Source organism: Cypionkella sp. TWP1-2-1b2 (assembly GCF_049896245.1).
GTDB lineage: Bacteria > Pseudomonadota > Alphaproteobacteria > Rhodobacterales > Rhodobacteraceae > Cypionkella.
Genome location: NZ_JAFCTX010000004.1, coordinates 1 through 19,312, shown reverse-complemented (window position 1 = coordinate 19,312; position 19,312 = coordinate 1). Strand labels below are relative to the sequence as shown.

Annotated in this window: 23 protein-coding genes and 1 pseudogene; 19 read left to right on the top strand and 5 right to left on the bottom strand. The window is 60.3% G+C overall.

Annotated elements, in window-relative coordinates; genetic code table 11:
• Positions 1–8: 8 nt before the first annotated feature.
• The 6 genes from ACP7AP_RS03220 (at position 9) to ACP7AP_RS03195 (ending at position 5,171) form a co-directional block, all read left to right on the top strand.
• Positions 9–1,217 (top strand): PLP-dependent aminotransferase family protein, encoded by a 1,209-nt coding sequence (locus ACP7AP_RS03220; RefSeq protein WP_426032173.1) that lies wholly within the window; start codon positions 9–11, stop codon positions 1,215–1,217.
• Positions 1,218–1,245: 28 nt separating this feature from the next.
• Entirely contained in the window at positions 1,246–2,178 is a 933-nt protein-coding gene (locus ACP7AP_RS03215; RefSeq protein ID WP_426032171.1) for a cyclase family protein, read from the top strand.
• A 55-nt stretch (positions 2,179–2,233) separates the two neighbouring features.
• Positions 2,234–2,887 (top strand): RraA family protein, encoded by a 654-nt coding sequence (locus tag ACP7AP_RS03210; protein ID WP_426032169.1) that lies wholly within the window; start codon positions 2,234–2,236, stop codon positions 2,885–2,887.
• Between the two features lie 154 nt (positions 2,888–3,041).
• Positions 3,042–3,623: an RBBP9/YdeN family alpha/beta hydrolase gene (locus tag ACP7AP_RS03205; protein ID WP_426032167.1), complete on the top strand. Its 582-nt coding sequence runs from the start codon at positions 3,042–3,044 to the stop codon at positions 3,621–3,623.
• Positions 3,624–3,633: 10 nt separating this feature from the next.
• Entirely contained in the window at positions 3,634–3,786 is a 153-nt protein-coding gene (locus tag ACP7AP_RS03200) for a hypothetical protein (protein ID WP_426032165.1), read from the top strand.
• The gene (locus ACP7AP_RS03195) at positions 3,783–5,171 is read left to right on the top strand and encodes an FAD/NAD(P)-binding protein (protein ID WP_426032163.1); all 1,389 of its coding nucleotides are present in this window, start codon (positions 3,783–3,785) and stop codon (positions 5,169–5,171) included. The genes ACP7AP_RS03200 and ACP7AP_RS03195 overlap by 4 nt, the downstream gene beginning before the upstream one ends.
• 228 nt (positions 5,172–5,399) lie before the next feature.
• On the opposite strand, the gene ACP7AP_RS03190 is transcribed toward ACP7AP_RS03195, so the two are convergent.
• Positions 5,400–6,383: a Gfo/Idh/MocA family protein gene (locus ACP7AP_RS03190; protein ID WP_426032161.1), complete on the bottom strand. Its 984-nt coding sequence runs from the start codon at positions 6,381–6,383 to the stop codon at positions 5,400–5,402.
• 374 nt (positions 6,384–6,757) lie between these two features.
• On the opposite strand from ACP7AP_RS03190, the pseudogene ACP7AP_RS03185 reads away from it, so the two are divergent.
• The 5 genes and pseudogenes from ACP7AP_RS03185 to ACP7AP_RS03165 form a co-directional block, all read left to right on the top strand.
• Positions 6,758–7,060 (top strand): annotated as a pseudogene (locus ACP7AP_RS03185) (IS66 family transposase); the annotation flags it as partial.
• A 144-nt stretch (positions 7,061–7,204) separates the two neighbouring features.
• Positions 7,205–7,327, top strand: coding sequence for a transposase domain-containing protein (locus tag ACP7AP_RS03180; RefSeq protein ID WP_426032490.1), 123 nt, complete (start codon positions 7,205–7,207; stop codon positions 7,325–7,327).
• Complete coding sequence (locus ACP7AP_RS03175; RefSeq protein WP_426032159.1) at positions 7,318–7,497, top strand: hypothetical protein; 180 nt, start codon at positions 7,318–7,320, stop codon at positions 7,495–7,497. The genes ACP7AP_RS03180 and ACP7AP_RS03175 overlap by 10 nt, the downstream gene beginning before the upstream one ends.
• Positions 7,498–8,043: 546 nt before the next feature.
• Positions 8,044–9,192, top strand: a complete 1,149-nt coding sequence (nirK, locus tag ACP7AP_RS03170; RefSeq protein WP_426032157.1) for a copper-containing nitrite reductase — start codon at positions 8,044–8,046, stop codon at positions 9,190–9,192.
• A gap of 68 nt (positions 9,193–9,260) precedes the next feature.
• The gene (locus ACP7AP_RS03165) at positions 9,261–10,088 is read left to right on the top strand and encodes an SUMF1/EgtB/PvdO family nonheme iron enzyme (protein WP_426032155.1); all 828 of its coding nucleotides are present in this window, start codon (positions 9,261–9,263) and stop codon (positions 10,086–10,088) included.
• Positions 10,089–10,159: 71 nt separating this feature from the next.
• Here the strand turns inward: ACP7AP_RS03165 and ACP7AP_RS03160 are convergent, their stop codons facing one another.
• Complete coding sequence (locus ACP7AP_RS03160; protein WP_426032153.1) at positions 10,160–10,594, bottom strand: pseudoazurin; 435 nt, start codon at positions 10,592–10,594, stop codon at positions 10,160–10,162.
• Between the two features lie 93 nt (positions 10,595–10,687).
• On the opposite strand from ACP7AP_RS03160, the gene ACP7AP_RS03155 reads away from it, so the two are divergent.
• On the top strand, positions 10,688–11,383 hold the full coding sequence (locus ACP7AP_RS03155) for a Crp/Fnr family transcriptional regulator (protein ID WP_426032151.1): 696 nt from the start codon (positions 10,688–10,690) through the stop codon (positions 11,381–11,383).
• 7 nt (positions 11,384–11,390) lie between these two features.
• Here ACP7AP_RS03155 and ACP7AP_RS03150 read toward each other — a convergent pair whose 3' ends face one another.
• Positions 11,391–11,663, bottom strand: a complete 273-nt coding sequence (locus ACP7AP_RS03150) for a DUF6522 family protein (protein ID WP_426032149.1) — start codon at positions 11,661–11,663, stop codon at positions 11,391–11,393.
• A gap of 1 nt (position 11,664) precedes the next feature.
• On the bottom strand, positions 11,665–12,852 hold the full coding sequence (locus ACP7AP_RS03145) for an NnrS family protein (RefSeq protein WP_426032147.1): 1,188 nt from the start codon (positions 12,850–12,852) through the stop codon (positions 11,665–11,667).
• A 178-nt stretch (positions 12,853–13,030) separates the two neighbouring features.
• Here ACP7AP_RS03145 and ACP7AP_RS03140 point away from each other — a divergent pair, with 178 nt between their 5' ends.
• On the top strand, positions 13,031–13,831 hold the full coding sequence (locus ACP7AP_RS03140; protein WP_426032145.1) for a Crp/Fnr family transcriptional regulator: 801 nt from the start codon (positions 13,031–13,033) through the stop codon (positions 13,829–13,831).
• Here ACP7AP_RS03140 and ACP7AP_RS03135 read toward each other — a convergent pair.
• Entirely contained in the window at positions 13,768–13,944 is a 177-nt protein-coding gene (locus ACP7AP_RS03135) for a DUF1858 domain-containing protein (RefSeq protein ID WP_426032488.1), read from the bottom strand. The genes ACP7AP_RS03140 and ACP7AP_RS03135 overlap by 64 nt on opposite strands.
• Positions 13,945–14,125: 181 nt before the next feature.
• On the opposite strand from ACP7AP_RS03135, the gene ACP7AP_RS03130 reads away from it, so the two are divergent.
• The 6 genes from ACP7AP_RS03130 to ACP7AP_RS03105 are packed head-to-tail and all read left to right on the top strand — an operon-like array spanning position 14,126 to position 19,024.
• Positions 14,126–14,578 (top strand): c-type cytochrome, encoded by a 453-nt coding sequence (locus ACP7AP_RS03130; RefSeq protein WP_426032143.1) that lies wholly within the window; start codon positions 14,126–14,128, stop codon positions 14,576–14,578.
• A 12-nt stretch (positions 14,579–14,590) separates the two neighbouring features.
• Positions 14,591–15,943, top strand: coding sequence for a cbb3-type cytochrome c oxidase subunit I (locus tag ACP7AP_RS03125; protein ID WP_426032141.1), 1,353 nt, complete (start codon positions 14,591–14,593; stop codon positions 15,941–15,943).
• Positions 15,940–16,737, top strand: a complete 798-nt coding sequence (locus tag ACP7AP_RS03120; RefSeq protein ID WP_426032139.1) for a CbbQ/NirQ/NorQ/GpvN family protein — start codon at positions 15,940–15,942, stop codon at positions 16,735–16,737. Before ACP7AP_RS03125 ends, ACP7AP_RS03120 begins: the two co-directional genes overlap by 4 nt.
• Positions 16,738–16,741: 4 nt before the next feature.
• A complete protein-coding gene (locus tag ACP7AP_RS03115) occupies positions 16,742–18,631 on the top strand; it encodes a nitric oxide reductase activation protein NorD (RefSeq protein ID WP_426032137.1) in 1,890 nt (629 codons plus the stop codon).
• Position 18,632: 1 nt separating this feature from the next.
• On the top strand, positions 18,633–18,809 hold the full coding sequence (locus ACP7AP_RS03110) for a hypothetical protein (RefSeq protein ID WP_426032135.1): 177 nt from the start codon (positions 18,633–18,635) through the stop codon (positions 18,807–18,809).
• 20 nt (positions 18,810–18,829) lie between these two features.
• Complete coding sequence (locus ACP7AP_RS03105; protein WP_426032133.1) at positions 18,830–19,024, top strand: NnrT protein; 195 nt, start codon at positions 18,830–18,832, stop codon at positions 19,022–19,024.
• The last annotated feature ends 288 nt before the right edge of the window (positions 19,025–19,312 follow it).

The window sequence follows — 19,312 nt, the reverse complement described above, 5'->3', positions numbered from 1 at the left end:
TCCGCACCATGTCCCAGCCCATCCCCACACGCCCCGCCTTCGCCAGATGGCTGAGCGACACCAATGATGTGACGCAAATCTTCCTTTCCGCAGGCCAAATCCCCGGCCTGATCAATATGGCGGGCGGCCTGCCCGATCCGTCCACTTGGCCGATCACCGCCCTGTCCGACCTCGCCGCAAAGGCCATCACCGACCACCCCACCGACGCGCTCGCCTATGCCCCGATCGAGGGCCTGCCCGCCCTGCGCGACCTGATCGCTGCCCGCTTCAACGCCCCCGGCCTGCATCTATCCCGGCAAAACGTGCTGATCACCTCGGGTGGGATGCAGGGGCTTGATCTGATCGGCAAGGTGCTGCTGGAGGAAGGCAGCCTGATCGCCGCCCAAACCCCGGCCTATCTGGGCGCGCTCGATGCATGGCGCCCCCGCCGCCCCAGCTATCGCCCGATGCAGATGGAATCGAACGATTTCACCCCCGCCATCGCGCTGCAAGGCGCACAATTCGCCTATACCGTACCGAATTTCTCCAACCCCACCGGGCGCTTGGTGCCGCTGGACGACCGCCGCGCCCTCGTCGCCGCCGCGCAATCCACCGGCACTTGGCTGGTCGAGGATGACCCCTACGGCACGCTCTATTACGACAGCCCGCCGCTTCCGCGTATGCTGAGTCTCGCCGCCACGGGCATACCCTACAACGGCCCCGTCATATACCTCGGCACCCTGTCGAAAGAACTGGCCCCCGGCCTGCGCGTCGGTTGGGTGATCGCCGCACCTGAGATGATCCAAGCCCTCGTAATGGCCAAACAAGGCTCGGATATGTCCACCTCGGGCCTTGGCCAGCGCATCACGCTCGACGCCTTCGACACGGGCCTGACCGACAGCATCCTGCCCAACATCCTGAGCCTTTACCGCGACCGCCGCGATGCGCTTTGCGCCGCAATGCACTCCGATCTGAAAGGCCTGTTCGATTGGCAAACCCCCTCTGGCGGCATGTTCGTCTGGGCCACCGCCCGCAATCCCGCCCTGAACACCGACCACCTTCTCCGCGCGGCCCTGGCCCACGGCGTCTGCATCACCCCCTCCAGCGTGTTCGACCCCACGGGCGAAAACCATTGCGCCATCCGCATCAATTTCACCTTCAACGACCCACAGAAACTAACCGAAGGCATCCGCAGATTGGCCGCCGCCACCCGCGCCTGCCTTGCCCAAGCCGCCTGACCAAACCTGAAACAAGAAAGGCACTGCCATGCACCTGAAGACGTTTCTCCCCCTCGCCCCGTTTTTGGCGCTAGCACTTTCCACCCCCGCCCAAGCCGAAGACCCCGGCCTGTGGAAAGTCTACAACGACACTTTCAAAGCAGCGAAATACGTCGATCTGACCCACACGATCACCCCGGATATTCCGGTCTGGATCGGCTTTGGCAATTCCACTTTCTCGCCCGCCAAAGCCGGGGCCGATATCGAGGGCTATGCCAAAAAGGGCGATGTGTTCACCTATGCAACCCATGGCTTTGAGGCGACAAACTACGTCCTGCAAACCGACCAACTCGGCACCCAGCTTGATCCGCCCGCGCATTGGGCCCCGGAATATCCCGCGATTGACGAATTGCCCGCCACCTACACCATCCGCCCACTGGTGGTGATCAACATCGAACCTCAGGTGCAGAAAGACTACGGCTATGCGCTGCAAGTCTCGGACATCACTGCGTTTGAGGCCGAATATGGCCAAATCCCCGAAGGCTCGGTGGTCTTTGTCCGTTCCGGCTGGTCAAAAGACTGGCCGAACCCTGACCTTGCCAAGCGCACGCCGTTCCCCGGTGTCAGCCTTGATGCGCTGAAATTCCTGCATCTGGAACGCCACATCCTATTTCACGGCCACGAACCGCTCGACACCGATTCCACCCCGACGCTGGAAGGTGAATACTGGCTGATGCACAACGGCTTCGCGCAGGCCGAGGGCGTGGCGAACCTTGATAAAGTCCCGCCCGTCGGCGCGCTGGTTGCCATCGGTTTCCCGAAATTCGGCGGCGGTCTGGGCGGCTATGCCCGCTTTATCGCGATCTGCCCACCGGATTGGCAATATGGCGTCTCGGTCGGCGAGGTGGCCGAAGCCCCGCTGCCGAAATCCGACAAGCCTTTGGCTTTTGACGAAAAGCTGGGCATGCGCGTGCGGAAGTAACTCCTCTGGCCAGCCGTCCCTTGGGCGGCTGGCCCCCTTCGACAAAGGACTCCCCATGACCGTCACACAAGCCTCCCCAATGCTCGCCCCCGTGCCCGCCGAGCTGCTGGCCCGCTGGCAACGCATCCCCGTCGCCGTCGCGGTTGATCTGGCCCCCGCGCAGCAAATCAGCCCAGCCATTCGCCCCCTCCGCCCCGCTGGCCAACAGCCCCACCTCTGCGCGCGCGCCGTCACCGTCCACTGCATCGCCCCGGATTTCGGCGCGGTGCTGCACGCCATCGGCCAGACCGGCCCCGGTCAGGTCTTGGTGATTGCCGCTGCTGGCCATGCCGCCAACGCGATGATCGGCGACGTTCTGGGCGGCCAACTCCACGCCCAAGGTGCCGCTGGCATTATCTGCGATGGGGCGATCCGCGACACCGCCAGCCTCGCCAGCTTTGATAACTTCTCTGTCTACTCCCGCCACATCACCCCACGCGGCCCGACCTCAGCCGCCCATGGTGCGGTCAATGTCGCCGTCAGCTTTGGCGGTTGCGTGGTGCAGCCCGGCGATCTGATCCTTGGCGACGATGATGGCCTTGTGACGCTTCCAATCAACCGCCTCGCCGAACTGATCGACGCCGCTGAGGACAAACTGCGGCTGGAAGCCGACTGGAGCCGCCGCCTTGCTGCCGGGGATCCGGTCAGCAGCATCTTTGGTCTCGACTGACAATTAACCCGCAATCCATAGAATCACCCCAAACGCAGCCCTGCCGCGACCGCCCTTCTGCGCAGAAGAAATTTTCCCCCACCGCCGCGAACTTTGGAAGAATAAATCACGATTAATTTGATAGAGTAATCAGAAGCAATAAGGCGAGGCTGCTATGGTCAAAACGCTTCTGGTTCCCGGTCTGGATGGTTCCGCAGCACCACATTGGCAACACTGGTGGGCTGCAACCGACAGCCATGCGCTGATGGTAGAGCTGTCAGACCCCGCCCGCCCCGATCCGACACGGTGGGAAGCTGAACTGGCAGGCACCATCCTGCGCCACCCCGGCGCGGTGCTGGTTGGTCACAGCTTGGGCGCTGTGCTGATCACCCGCGTGCTCACCGCTTGGCCGCAACTGAACGTCCGCGCGGCTTTGATGGTCGCCCCTGCTGAAGCCCAAGGCCAGCCGCGCATCCAAAGCTTTGCGCCCCTGCATGAAGCCCCCCTGTACATCCCCACCGCCGTCGTTGCCAGCCGCAATGACCCATGGATGCCCATCCAACGCGCCCGCCAGCTTGCCAAAGCATGGCGTGCAGATCTCATCGACCTCGGCTTTGCGGGCCATATCAACGTCGCCTCGGGCTTCGGCCCATGGCCCGCAGGCAAGCAACTGCGCGACGATCTGTTGCTGCAATCCAGCCCTCTGCCGCACCTGCCCGCCCACCACGTCGCCCGCGCCCCTTCCCCCCAACGATAGGAGACATCCGATGTTCTATTACGGTTATGATCCCGGTCTTGAGGCTTACCTTGCCAGCCAAGGCATCGACGCACCCACAGCACCCGCGCCCAGCCATCTCTGGGCCGCCTCCGTTTTGCTGATGATCACCATCCTCAGCCTGATCACCATAGGCCTGCTATGAACGATCTGTTCATCCCCCCGACACCAGCCGCCCGCGCTCCAGCGAACCTCTCCTCCGGCCCGCCGAAAGGCGCGCAGGTCGCTGTTATCGGCGGCGGTGCCAGTGGCGTGCTGATGGCGGTGCATCTGCTGCGCCAAGCAAATACCGCCCATGTCACGCTGATCGAACGCTCGGGTGCGATGGGTGCCGGCGTCGCCTACAGCACCATCGACCCCGAGCATCTGCTGAACACTCGCGTCCATAACATGAGCGGCTTCCCAGAAGATCCACAGCATTTCCACGCATGGCTGCAACGCCACCAAGACACCACGGTGAATGATCAGGGTTTCGTCAGCCGCGCCACCTATGGCCGCTATCTCGGCGCACTTCTGGCCGAATGGGACGCCGACCCCCGCCTGACCCGAATCTATCAAGACGTGACCGACCTGACCGAAACCGACTCTGGCGTCACCCTGCACCTTGCCGATGGCAAAACCCTGCAAGCCGACCGCGCCGTGTTGGCAACCGGTCATGTCATCCCCGACCAAGCCCGCGAATGGCCGCTGACCGACGCATGGGCGCCACAAGAACCGCCGCCGCCGCAATCGCGCATCATCATCATCGGCTCTGGCCTGTCGATGGTGGATCAGGTGCTGACCATCCTGCGCTCGGGCCACACCGGGCCGATCCTGTCACTGTCGCGCCGGGGCCTGTTGCCGCGCGATCACACCGCCACCAAGCCGATGCAGCTAGATGGCAAACACCTGCCGCGCGGGGCCACGGCCTCTACCCTGCTGGCATGGGCGCGTGGTCTGGCCCGCGCCGCTGTGGCGCAGGGCGGCACATGGCGCGATGCCGTCGATGGCATCCGCCCGCATGTCACAACCCTGTGGCGCGGCTTGCCGGTGCCCGAGCGCGCCCGCTTTCTGCGCCATGCCGCGACATGGTGGGATGTCCACCGCCACCGCATCCCGCCGCAGTCACAGGCCGCCTTGCATCAGGCGATACTGGATGGCCAACTCACCATCCGCAAAGCCGCCTTCCAAGACGCCGTGGTCCGCCCCGAAGGCGGATTCTTCGCCTATATCCGGCCCTATGGCAGCAAGCACAGCGATGCGATCACCGCGTCCCGCATCATTGATTGCCGGGGCATCCGCCGCGATCCCGAACTGAACGCAACGCCTTTGGTGGCCAGCCTGCTGGCGCAAAAAGCCGCCCGCATCGACCCGTTGCGGATCGGGCTAGAGGTGGACGCGCACTGCCGCCTGATAGCGCACGACGGCGGGGTCAGCGCGCGCATCCATGTCATTGGCCCCGCCTCGCGCGCGGCATTCTGGGAGATCACCGCCATCCCCGACATCCGCGAACAGGTGGCCCGCTTGGCGGTTGAAATCGCGGTGGTATAACGAAATTGGGTTTGATCAGGCGCAATGCAATCAGAAGCCGCACCAGTGATCGTCTCAATCGTTAACGCTTTTTCAACCTACAGCGCGAAACAAAACCACAAGATGTTGTAAGAAAGCAGCGCAAAACGAAGGTAAACCACAAGCGTTTCCCCGCTGGGAAGGTTTATTCGGCGATCAAAGACCCCTGCATCAAATCAAACGCAACCGGTTGTAAAGCTTTGTCCCCACCTAGACCAAACAATCCGCCTCCCAAGCGGTCAGCATCGCCATGACCTCCAGCGAATCCGAAAGCTGTGGGGCAGGGCGGCTTGCCTGCTTCAACCCCAGCCGCTGCGCGTTCTCGACACAAGCCACCTGATGCTGAAACGCGTCCAGCCCAGTGCTGACCACAATCTCCTCAGCAGCACCCTCATGCGGCTGCACCAACAGGATATTCTCTCCCACCCCCGGCAACCAAGGATTGGTCTTACAGCGCAAAACCGCCTTCTCGCCACTGACCGCAAATTCAAACGCCATGCCATAGCTGTCACTGGCCTGCATTGACGCCAGCACCCCATTGTCAAACCGTACCGCCATCGCCGCATCGCAGATCATGCCATCCGCGCCGATATTGCCAAAACCACTGGTCTGACGCTGCCCAAACGCCTTAGCCCCATAAGCCACCTGCATCACATACTGCAACAAACTCACCGGATAGCAGCCCAGATTATAAATCGTGCCGCGCCCCTTCGGGTTCACCACCCGCCAAATATCCGCCGCATAACTCCCGCGCACCGAGCGTATAGCCCCAAGCCGACCGCAAGCGATCACCTCCGCCATCGCCGCAATCAGCGGATGCTGCAGATACATCAGCCCTTCGACGAAAAACACATCCCACCCCCGCACCGCCTCTGCCAAAGCTGCCGCCTCGGCCATCGTCGTCGTCAAAGGCTTCTCCGACACGATCATCTTGCCCTGCGCCGCCGCGGCACTCACCGCCTGACCGTGCAAATGGCTGGGCAACCCAATGTAAACGGCATCCACGCCAGGATCACGCAGCATAGCCTCATAACTTTGATACCGCCCCGCAATCCCAAACCGATCCGCAAACCCGGTCAGCCGTCCCGCATCCTGCCCGCTCACGGCAACCATCTGCGACCCTGCACTGCTGGCAATCGCCCGCGCCATCGTGTCCGAAATAAACCCGGTCCCGGCAATTCCCCAACGCAGCATGTCCACCTCCACAAATCCGCAAATCCCACCCACACCAAAGCCGAAAAACAAGAAACCCCGCAACCAATTAAGGCGCGGGGTTTTCTGCAAGACTTTGGTGCGCAAGACAGGCCTTAAAGTATGCCATATCCGGGGGTATGGTGCCAAGGTCAAGCAGCACGGCTTTTCACAGAAAAGTCCCGTCCTTGCCTGCCATTGCTTGCAGATGAACTGTGCTGGCGTGAGGGTCTTGAGTCGCCGGGCGTGGTTGTAGGTATCTATAACAAATCAAGGTGTCGGCGCAGCTGATCGTGGTCGTCATAATGGTATGGCAAACTCTACGCGCCTGAACCTGATGGCACAGCGCGTTTGGCGAAGCCGCATGTTGGGCCCCCTTGCGCCGTGACTTCCATGACTTCTGGACCCCGACCAAATCCGAGATCGCCCGCAAGGCACTCGACCGGATTGGCAAGTTCTATGATATCGCGCGCGACATCAACGCCAGCCCGCTGATGTCCGCCATGCGGTACGTCAAAAGCTCAGCCTACCCAATGTGACAGCCTGCCCAATGTGACAGCCTGCCCTATGTGACGGCGTTCTTTGTCTGGTCCGAACAGCGGTTGTTGCGCATTCCGCGCAAAAGCGATCTGGCCAAAGCTTTCCGCCATGGCCTCGCTCGGCAGCAAGCCTTCAGCCTGTTGCTGGCCGACGGGCGTGTGGCCATCGACAACAATCCCGCCGAACGCGCCCTGCGGCTGGGTTGGAATTGCAAGAAAAAATTGGCGCTTTGCCGGGGCCGATACTGGCGCGGAGACTCTGGCACGGAAACTCTGGCACGGGCGATGGTGGTGATTGAAACGGCAAAGCTGAACGGCCTCAATCCACTGGCCTATCGCGCTGACGTCCTCGACCGCATCCACGACCACAAGATCAACAGGCTGGATGAATTACTGCCGTGGAATTGAGCGCTGCTGGCATCCGAAATGGACAGTCAAGCCGCGTAAGCTGCGGTATCAATGGGGCGGTTACGATCATTGCGATCCTGCGGCAGGCCGAAGGCGGTGTGACGGTGGCTCAGCTGCGCCGCGAGCATGGCATGATGCCATTGCCGGGCAATGGGGCATCGGCGGAATGACACCTGCCCAGAAACTGAAATGGCTGCGTAAGTTCTATGAAGGCACCCCGTTGAAAATGGGGGGATTACCATGCTGCGCCACGGCGCTTGACGATGAGACGACGGTTGCAAAGGGGGCCAGGCACAATGACGCTGTAGCATGCGCAAAGAGCGGGAAGCTGTCATTTGCCTGCTCGGCCCGGCGACCGCGCATTTCGAAAGAAGCGATCAGTCAGGCGTCTTGATCCACGGAATTGCACCTTGCATTGCGCTACACGCAATGGGCACGTGCTCGTACGTCGCGCCAAACAGCACATGCTGGCGATCTTAGTTTTAAGATAGACACGTTCTACGGGTCATAAATTTTCATTATTTACATCAACCGTGTCGAAGGCCGCAGAATCCGGTAACTTGTGGCGATTTGGATGGCGGCGGGCAGACTGGAAACGCGTGGCTGCTCCGCATGACTTAGCTTTGTTTCCCCATGGTTATTGTGCGGGAACAACCAACTTGTCCGGGCCGAGGTTCATTACTTGGGAAATCGCAGGTTCGAACAAGGAGAGAATGATGTTTACCAGACGCGCAGCCCTGATGGGGGCCGCATTCGTTGCCGCAGCCCCTCTCGTGATCAAAGCGGCCAGTGCGCAAGAGGTTGCGGCAAATGGTGGCGCCGCACCAGTGGATCTGTCCACGCTGACCCGGCGCAAGGTCAAACTGGTAGCACCGCCGTTTGTCCATGCGCATGAGCAAGTCGCGACGAGCGAGCCACAGATCGTTGAGTTCGAGATGAAGATCATCGAGAAAGAGGTGCAGATTGATGAAGATGCGTGGCTGCAGGCCTTTACCTACAACGGATCAACGCCCGGTCCAATGATGGTGGTGCATGAGGGGGATTATGTTGAACTGACGCTGTTCAACCCGCCTGAAAACATGCTGCAACACAATATCGACTTTCACGCCGCCACAGGCGCGCTGGGCGGCGGCGCGTTGACACTGGTGAACCCCGGCGAAAAAACCGTGCTGCGGTTCAAGGCGACACGACCGGGGGTATTTGTTTATCACTGTGCGCCCGGTGGCCCGATGATCCCTTGGCATGTGGTGTCTGGCATGTCGGGCTGCATCATGGTGCTGCCACGGGACGGTCTGAAAGATCATCTTGGCCATCCCGTCAGCTATGATCGCATGTATTACATCGGTGAGAACGACTTCTATATCCCGCGGGACGCGAATGGCGCCTATAAACGTTATACCGATGCGGGCGAAAGCTATGCTGACACGCTGGCAGTGATGAACGGTTTGATTCCGACGCATGTGGTGTTCAATGGCAAGGTTGGCGCGCTGACGGGCGACACCGCCTTGACCGCCGACCAGGGCGAGACAGTGCTGTTCGTTCACAGCCAAGCCAATCGTGACAGCCGCCCGCATTTGATCGGCGGGCATGGCGATCTGGTCTGGGACACCGGCAAGTTCAACAACCCGCCCGAGCGTGATCTGGAGACCTGGTTCATCCGAGGCGGCTCGGCTGGGGCTGCGCTGTACAAATTCTTACAGCCCGGCGTTTACGCCTATGTCAACCATAACCTGATCGAGGCGGTCAACCTTGGTGCCACGGCGCATGTGGTGGTCGGCGGCGACTGGAACAATGATCTGATGCAGCAAGTTGTGGCGCCGGTGGAATATGACGTGGCGCACGATGGCCGCACGGCCTTGCCATAATGCAAACGGCCAACCACAGAACGGCAGCCCTTGTGTGGGGCTGCCGTTGTCATGAATGGGGGGCGGAAATGGCACAACGTGCGGGCTACATCACATGCGGAACTGCAGCGGCCATTTTAATCGCGGGGCTCGTCGGTGCTGCGGGGCTGTTCTGGCCACAGCAAGCGGATGTACTGGCTTTGCCTGCGACCGTGCGGTTGCAGGCTGGACGCCAAAAATATCGCCCTGCTGGCGAGTTCCGGCAAGGCACGCGGGTTGTTGATGCTCCGCTTCAAACCCTCGACGCTGCGGCTATTGAAGTGATGAAATACCATGTGAGCGAAGCCGAGTACGCGCTTTGCGTCGCGGCCAACGCCTGTCGGGTTGCACCTGATGGCAACCGTCAGAACATGCCGCAGACAAACGTCAATTATGGTGATGCCACGGCCTATGCGCGGTGGTTCTCGGCCCTTACGGGGCAAGAGTGGCGGCTGCCGACCGATGCAGAATGGCTGCGGCTGGCGGGCGACAGGGCGTTCGATGACGGCTTTTCCGCCGAAGCAAACGGAGCGGACCCGTCGCGGCGCTGGATCGCGTCTTATCGGCGTGAGGTTGAACGGCGTGGCGAGGCCGATCTGGAGCTGCATCCGCTTGGTTACTTCGGGGTGAACGACGCGGGTGTGGCCGATATTGCGGGCAATGTCTGGGAATGGACCAACAGCTGTTTTCAGAACGGAAAGGTCACTGCCGATGGAGCCGTGATCGAAAGTCGGACCGATTATTGCGGTGTGCGCGCCGTGCAAGGCAAGCATCGTGGCTTTGTCATCGACTTTGTCCGTGACGCGCGTTCAGGCGGGTGTGCGGTCGGTGTTCCGCCGGATTATCTGGGGTTCCGACTGGTGCGCACTGTTTTCTGATTGTTCCACTGCCAGCGGAAAGGGGCGGCTAGATGATCTAGCCGCCCCTTTCCGTATTGCTTCGCCGCTTACTACTTCACGACTTGTGCGAACAGCGGTTCAAACCGTGACTTCGCCTTGCCCTTCTGGACCACCGCCGCCGCTGCATCGAGATTGACGGGCGCACCGACTTGGATCAACCCGACCATGCCCATGGCATAGTGCGGCGTGCATTTGACGCCATATAGTCCTTCGGCGGATAGGGTCAGCGTGAAGTCTTCGCTCATCTTGCTTTTGAACGGCTCAACCCCATCGGGCAACATGCCTTCAATCGACTCGACATTGTGGCCTTTGTCGGGTGAGATAAAATTGATGGTGTCGCCAACGGCGGCTTTGACGAAGGCAGGTTCGAACACCATCGCGCCATCGGCACCTTTGTTCAGCATCTTGACCTCGAACGTTTCAGCAAAGGCAGAGGTCGCCAGCAGCAGCGCTGCAGCAGTGGCGATGGTCAGTTTCGAAAACATGCGGTATCCTTTCGGGATTTATTGGGCCTGACCGTGTTATAGGCCGTTGATCCATGCGGCTCTTTGCGCTGCCACAACATCAAAGGCTGCGACGTGAAAAAACTGGATGAAAGTCTGCTGACCAATCTGCCGCCGTTCCGCAGCCTGACGCGGCCTCAAATCCGCGAGATTTTGGACGCCGCACAGACCGCTCGGGTAGAAGCAGGCGAAGCGATCTTTTCCGAAGGTACGCCGGTGGATCGGTTTTTTCTGCTGCTGGATGGCCATATCCGCGTGCAACGCACCACGCCTCAGGGCGATCTGATTATTCTGTTGCACATAGCCCCCGGACAGTTGTTTGGCATCGGGGCGGCTTTGGGCCACAAGTCCTATCCCGCCACCGCAATGGCGGCGGGGGAATGTGTCGTGTTGGCGTGGCCCAACCGGCTTTGGCCCGAGTTCATCGCAAACTATCAGGGATTTGCCACCGAAACCTATGCAGTCGTGGGCGAGCGTATGGCCGATATGCACAGCGTCATCGTCGAGATGGCGACCAAACAGGTCGAACAGCGCATCGCAGCGGCGTTGCTCCGGCTGATCACCCAAATGGGGCGCAAGGTCGAAGCTGGTATAGAGATCGACTTTCCGATCACCCGCCAGAACATCTCGGATATGACAGGATCGACGCTGCACACGGTAAGCCGCCTGCTAAGCGCCTGGGAAAAAGACGGCATTGTCGCCAGCAAACGCAAGAAGATCACTGTCACCGCGCCGCATCAACTGGTGTTGCTGAGCGGGGTTACAAGCTGACATCCGGTCAGGATGCAGGGCGCGGTTTTCGACTGTAATCTGCGGAAGACGTTTGCAAGATGATGCCCTCAGAGTTGAACAAAAGCCGCAAACGGCGGTTCGGCGCATAGAACGTCACGCGGAAACGCCCCGCATCGTCAGCTTCGCCTTTCTCCACGGTGCGGGTGACATGGCCTTCCCGCATCGCCTGACGTAAGGCGTCCGGGTGCATACCCAGACCCTTGGCGATAAGCGTCGCATCAATCTCGATCATCTGGTCGCTGAAGCTGATCTGGCTCAACTCAATGCTCCTTCAAATTGGGGAGTTTGCGCCCGGCGTTGGCGCTTGCCAGGATTGGAGCATAACGCGCCAGAAACCCGGAAAATCCAGCCACCCAAAGTGCCGCCGCCAGCCAAAGCCCGGTCTCATCGGTGGCTAAAACACGCACCAAAGCCGCCAGCGCAACGCAGCCAAAGGCCGCTGCCAGCATCGGGCCAACCTCAAGCGCGCGTCCAGTGTGGCCCAACGACGCCCGCATCATCACCGCAAGTGTCATACCGCCGATTCCACCAATGCCCAACAGATGCAGACCCACAACGGCGGGAACCATGCCAAACCCAGCCAAGCCAAGGGTGAAAAGCCCACAGGGCAGAAAAGCAAATGCCAGATGCAGCATCAGCAGCAGCGGCGATGCCACGGTGCGCCATCCCAGCCACCGGCCAAGCCGGATCAGTTGCACCAACCCGGCCAGCATCAAGCCGATTGCCGAAAGCTTGGCATCGGACAGCGCGACCCACAGCAACAGTGCCAGCAGTGTGAAACCAAGACTTGCCGCGTCGAAGCGCCCGAACGGCGCAGGCAGTGGTCCCGGTCCACGCTTGACCAACCAGTTGCGGGTGAAACTGGGGATGATCCGCCCGCCGATCAGCAAGATCAGCATGACCACCATGGCAAATCCAAGTCGCCGCCCGATGGCAGCCTGACCTTGCGCCATGACTTCAAGATGGAAGGTCACATTGGCCGCCAGATAGAACACGACAGGTGCCACCACTTTCAGATTGCTCCAGTTGCGCCCTGCCACGATCTCGACCACCACCATCGCACCGATCAGCGCCATAAAGGCGCAATCCAGTATCATCACCTGAACAGGACCCAGCCCCATGCCTCCGGCAACCGCAATGCGCCCCAAGGTCCATAAGGCCGCAAGCACCATCAGCGGCCAGCCGCGCGTCGGCAAACGGCCCGTCCAGTTCGGAATTGCGGTGAACAAGAAGCCCGCCATGACAGCAGAAGTATAGCCGAACAGCATCTCGTGAATATGCCAATCCACCGGGGAAAACGGGCCGCTCAAAGCGACATAGCCCGACCAGACCGCCATCCACAGCGGCACGACCAGCACGGCAAACAGCCCAGCCATCAGAAAGAATGGCCGGAACCCATAGCTGAACAACGCAGGGCCGGAATAGGGCGGGCGTTTGGTATTTTCCATGATGTTGTTTTTGTTCCTTGATTTATAGATTTCCTTGCGCCACCCCGGCGAGCGGCGAAAGATACTTGGCAAAGACATAATAAGTGCCAGTCCTTGATCTGGATCATCCGGCTGTCGATGATTGTGCCCTACAGTGGGCGGAGGCGTCTTTGCGCTGGCTCAACCTTTGGACGGTCCAATGAATTTGCTAGACGCAGCGCAGTTCTCGCAGGCCCCGCCGTTTTGTCGCCTTGACGTCGACCAACTGCACCCTGCTCTTGGTCTTGCTCATACCAAAAGCGTGGTAGCTGGGGTGGTTATATTTGATGAAGGCCAACCCGCACGCAGTTTTCATATGATCCTTTCAGGCCATATTCGAATGGCAAGGATCACCGAAGCTGGCGATACGACGATTGTGTTGCATATCCCGGCAGGTCAGGTGTTTGGATTTGAAACCAACGGGCGCAAGGCCACGTATCAAGCGTCTGCGATCGCCGCGAACGCCTGTCGCGCGTTGTCGTGGTCAAATGATCTTTGGCCGATGTTCACCACCGAATATCAGGGATTTGCGGCCGAGATGTTTCGTTGCCTGAGTGCGCGTGCCGATGAGATGAGCAACCGGATCGTCGAAATGCAGACAATGACGGCAGAACAACGAATCGCTTGTGCAATTCTGCGGATGATTGGGCAAACCGGTCGCAAAGTTACATCTGGGGTGGAGATCGACTTTCCCATTTCGCGGCAAAACATTGCGGATATGACAGGCACAACCTTGCACACGGTCAGCCGATTGTTGAGTGCTTGGGAAAAACAGGGGCTTATCGAAAGCACACGTTGCCACATCGTGGTTAAAAATCCGCATCGGATGGTTATGATCGCGGCCGCCGCGCGGCTCCCTGCGCTGGCGCTCCAGCGTCCTGCCGACCTGCAAACCACCTATACAAACTTTGCCGATACTGCGGCCAGTAACTCGGCGCGAAAGCTGTCTTCATTTAACTGATACTCGACACAAGCATCAATAATGGTGTGAAACGGTGCGATTGGGCACCCAAAACACAGCATCCCATGGCTTAGAAAAACCCTTGCTGTTGCGGGCCACCTGTCGAACAGCATCTGCAGCGGCAGGTCCGGGTTGCTGATGTCTGGAACGGTCATGCGACCTCCTGCAGGGGTAGCGGCGTGGGTCTGCCAAAGATGGCGGCCACGTTGCGCGGCGTCGTTGTGCCAGAACAACGTCAGGCGCGGCAAAGGCAGCTAGGAAAGGAAAACCCATATCCACCCCGCAGGAGGCCGCATGTCAGAAATTCTTACAAAATCCAGGGCGAGAAACATCTTTTACGGCGGATCACTGTTCTTTGTCGTGGTGTTCATCGGCCTGGTCATCAACTCGCATCGTTACGTCGTCAACGTCTCGACCGCAGGCATGCCGCTGACCCCGGCGGTCGTGCTGGGCAAACAGGTTTGGGAGCGTAACAGCTGCATCAACTGCCACACCTTGCACGGCGAAGGTGCCTATTTCGCGCCCGAGCTTGGCAACGTGATGACGCGCTGGGGTGTATTGGAAGATCCACAGACCGCGTATGAAGTGCTGGATGGCTGGATGGCCGCCCAGCCAAGTGGCATCGAGGGGCGCCGTCAGATGCCCCATTTCACCATCACCGAAGAAGAAATGCGCGGGCTGGCCGAATTCCTGCGCTGGGCAGATCACACCAACACGCAAGGCTGGCCGCCAACGGATGCGGGTTAAGGAGGAATAACGATGAAGTATCAATCGCAAAAGGTGGCTTTGGCCTATTTTCTGGTGGCAATGGGGCTGTTTGGCATTCAGGTGTTGGGCGGCCTTCTGGCCGGCTGGATCTATGTCTCACCCAACACCCTGTCTACGGTGCTGCCGTTCAACATCATCCGGATGATCCACACCAACGCGCTGATCGTCTGGCTGCTGCTGGGGTTCTTTGGGGCCGCCTACTATCTCGTTCCTGAAGAATCCGAGCGGGAAATCTGGTCGGTCAAACTGGCCTATCTGCAACTGGCGATTCTGGTGATCGGCACGCTTGGCGCGGTGGGCAGCTATCTGGTGGGCATCCACGGCGGGCGCGAGTTTCTGGAACAGCCGTTATGGGTCAAGTTTGGCATCCTTGTCGCGGCGGTGATCTTCCTTGTGAACATCTCGCTGACAGTGCTGGCCGGGCGCAAGACCGCCATCACCAACGTGCTGCTGACCGGGCTGTGGCTGCTGTCTCTGCTGTGGATATTCTCGTTCATCAACCCCGACAACCTTAGCCTCGACAAGATGTATTGGTGGTTCATCGTGCATCTGTGGGTCGAAGGCACATGGGAGCTGGTGATGGCGGCTATCCTCGCCTTCCTCATGCTGAAGCTGACCGGGGTGGACCGCGAGGTGATCGAAAAATGGCTGTATGTCATCGTTGCCACCGCAATGTTTTCCGGCATCCTTGGCACTGGCCACCATTTCTACTGGATTGGCTTGCCGTCTTACTGGCAGTGGACGGGCTCAATTTTTTCGGCCTTCGAGGTGGTGCCGTTCTTTGGGATGATGTCATTTGCCTTCATCATGGTCTGGAAAGGTCGCCGCAATCACCCCAACAAGGCAGCCCTGCTGTGGGCGTTGGGATCGGCGACGGTTGCTTTCTTCGGCGGGGGGGTATGGGGCTTTCTGCACACCTTCCATGGCGTGAACTTTTACACCCACGGCACGCAAATCACCGCAGCGCATGGCCATCTGTCCTTCTACGGTGCTTATGTGGCGATGAACCTTGCGATCATCACTTACGCCATGCCGCAGCTGCGCCAGCGAGCCCCCTATAATCAGGTGCTCAACATGATCTCGTTCTGGCTGATGACCGGGGGAATGGCCTTCATGACCTTTGTGCTGACCTTTGCTGGCACGATCCAGACCCACATGCAGCGCGTGGTGGGCGAGGCTTACATGGATGTGCAGGATCAGTTGGGCCTGTTCTATCTGATGCGGTTTGGTGCCGGCATTGCGGTTGTTCTGGGTGCGTTGTTGTTCATCTACAGCCAGCTCGTGGTACGGCGGGAACTGATAGCGCCCGCAAGCGACGCCATGTTGGCCGAGGATGCGGTATGAATGCCCTCGCGCCGGAACGCACGGCTCCGTTCTACCGCCCCGTCGGGCAGGAATGTGCGCTGTTCGAGGCGGCGCATGCGCGCGGTCTGCCGTTGCTGCTGAAGGGGCCGACGGGCTGCGGAAAAACCCGGTTTGTGGAACATATGGCGGCCCGGTTGGGCCGCCCGCTCTACACCGTTGCCTGCCATGATGATCTGTCCGCCGCCGATCTGATCGGACGGTATCTGCTGCGCGGCGGGGCGACGGAATGGGTCGATGGCCCGCTGACCCGTGCTGTGCGTGAGGGGGCGATCTGCTATCTGGATGAGGTAATCGAGGCGCGCAAAGATGTGACAGTGGTCCTGCACCCGCTGACCGACAACCGCCGCACCCTGATGATTGACCGCACTGGCGAGGAATTGGCAGCACCTGCGGGCTTCATGCTGGTGGCCAGCTATAACCCCGGCTATCAGAACATCCTGAAACGGCTGAAACCTTCGACCCGGCAGCGGTTTCTCTCAATCAGCTTCGGCTTTCCCGATCCCGTCACCGAAACCGCCGTCGTGGCGCGCGAAAGCGGATTGGACGCCATCCGAGTCACCCCGTTGGTGCGGCTGGCAGGCCATATCCGCGCCTTGTCGGGCATGGATCTGGAAGAGGGCGTCTCCACCCGTCTGTTGATCTATGCGGCCAGCCTTATGGCAGACGGGATGCCGCTGGAACGTGCTTTGCAGGCGGCAGTGATCGAACCTTTGACGGATGAGCCCGAAGTTATTCAGGCCCTGCGCGACCTGATCAGCAGCGTTTACGGCTGAGGGCATGGCTTTGCACCCGCTGGATTTGATCGAGCCCGAGGAAACCGTGGGCAATCTGTGGCACGGGCTGGCCCAACGGTTAACGCCGGTGGTCGGCCATGGTGCCGCCGCCGTCGCACTGGAAGCGCTGCGCCCCAGCATTGCCGTGATGTTCCGCGCCCTTGGCGGTGCGGCTGGCGTCGAAATCGCTGCCAGCCCAGCTACAGCGTCGCGGCATCGCCGCAGCATAGGCGCGCAACTCGGCGATGCTCGCGTGCTGGAGCATATCGCGCATTTCGATGGCACCACCCTGCGTCTGCCGCCGGTGATGGCAGCGTTTCCGTCGGTGGATCTGAACCGTGCGGCTTATCTTTGGCTGGCGGCGCTTGCGGCTTGCGCGCAACCCATGCACGTGTCGGATGATCCGGTTGCCGCCGATCTGGCTTGGCTTTTGGCGATGAAGCAGGCGACGATGCGGGCGCTTGCGTTCTGTCCCGGCTTGCGCGCAGCTTATGCGGCCCTGTGCGCGCATCTGCTGTCGCAAATGCCCTCGGCAATGTTTGCTATGCCATCGCCCGCAGAGCGCGCTATGGCTGAGGCTGTGCGCAGCGTGCTGACTGGCACAGCGCTTGCGCTAACCGCGCCAGTCACACCGCGCGGCTATTGCCCGCTCGCCCCGCTGCCGATCTGGCTACGTTTGGACACTGCCACCAACGGCACCGCCGCCGCGCCGGATCAGGATGCGATCAGCGCCCCACCCGGTATGGCCAATCCGACCCGTAAGAAGGCCAACCGGCAAGACAATGAGGCCGCCAACCGCAGCGACAGCTTTATCTTCCACCGCTTTGAGTCGATCTTGTCTTGGGTCGAAAGCATGATGCTGAACCGCGCAACCGATGACGATGATCCCGAAGGCGCGCGCAAAGCGGCCGAGGATCATGACCACATCACGCTATCGCCGCATCACAAACGCGCCGCCACCCGCCTGCGCCTGCACCTTGACCTTGCCCCGCAGGATGCCGACCACGAACGCCTGTCGTCCCGTTTCACCTACCCCGAATGGAACCACCGCGCCGCCAGCTATATGCCCGACCATTGTGTTGTGCTTGAGGCAGAGGCCCCCATCTCTGACACGCCCTTTACGCCTGACCGTCTTCTGATGGCCCGCGTGCGCCGCCAGTTCGAGGCGCTGCATCCGCGCCGTATCCTGCGCCCGCGCCAAATTGAAGGCCCCGAGCTTGATTTGGATGCGCTGATAGAGGCGCAGGTTGCAATCCGGGCGACCGGGCAGGGCAGCGATCGCATCTTCCGCAGCCTGCGCAGTGTCGAACGTGATTTGGCGGTGGCAATCCTGATGGATTGTTCGCGCTCGACCGAATCTGTGGTGGGCAATCGCAGCATCATCGACACCATGCGCGAGGCGCTTGCAGCGCTTGCGGGCGGCATTGACGCGGCGGGTGACCGGATGGCGATCTGGGGGTTTTCGTCGCTGCGGCGAGATCGGGTGTTTCTGTCGCGTTGCAAAGGCTTCAACACTGCGATGACGCCCGCTGTCACCGCCCGCATAGGGGGGTTGCGCCCCGGTCACTATACCCGCCTTGGCGCGGCAGTCCGCCATGTCTCGACCCAGTTGGCCGAAGCACCTGCCGCGCGCAAACTGCTTTTGGTGCTGACCGATGGCAAACCCAATGATCTGGATCATTACGAAGGTATCCACGGCATCGAAGACACTCACATGGCTGTGCGTGAGGCGCGTCGCACCGGACAGACCGTGCACGGCGTCATTGTCGATGCCGATGGTCAAGACTGGTTTGCCCGCATCTTCGGGCGCGCAGGTTTTACCTTGCTGCCTGATCCCGCCCGCCTCGGCCGTGCCCTTCCCGACATCTACCGCGCCCTGATACAGGAGACCTGATATGCGCCTCTCGCTTTTCCTCACCGCACTGACTGTGCCAAGTGCCGCATTGGCCGAAACCTTCCAGCGCCCGATCCCTCAGCCCCAGACAGCAGAAGCGGAACTGTCTTATCTTGTTGCAGCCGTGTTGTTGCTGGTCGCATTGATCTGCGTGCAGTGGCTGGTTCGTCGCAGATGAGCCGGCCAAGGCTGACGTTGATGCTCTATCCGTTTGGTCTGGGGGCAATGGCGGTAAATCTGTTCTTTGCTGCGCTGATCGGTTCCTGGCTTGGCTTGCCCGTCCTGACACCAGTGCAATCTGTGCTGGGCGGAGCACTGCTTGGTGTGCCGGCGAGCTGGCTGTTTGCGAGCTATATCATGCGATTGATGGCGAAGGACGATCATCAGGATTGACCGCCGCTGTCGTGGCATCATTCATGGTTTTGCAACCGGAACACGTCAAACAGATAGAGGCGGCAACAATGTCGCGGCGATCATCTTCGATTGGGTCATAGCCCCGAACGCCCGCCACCAGCTTCTCAGCGCGATAGAGTGCAAGGGACCACATTTCGCGGGGACATAGCTTAGAGCAAGTCGCCGTTCATATGATTCAGGCTTCCCATCTTGGACGGTTTCTGATTCCCTGATCTTTCCAGATATAGGGGATCGAGATGGGCAAATCACATCCTATGGAGCTTCGCA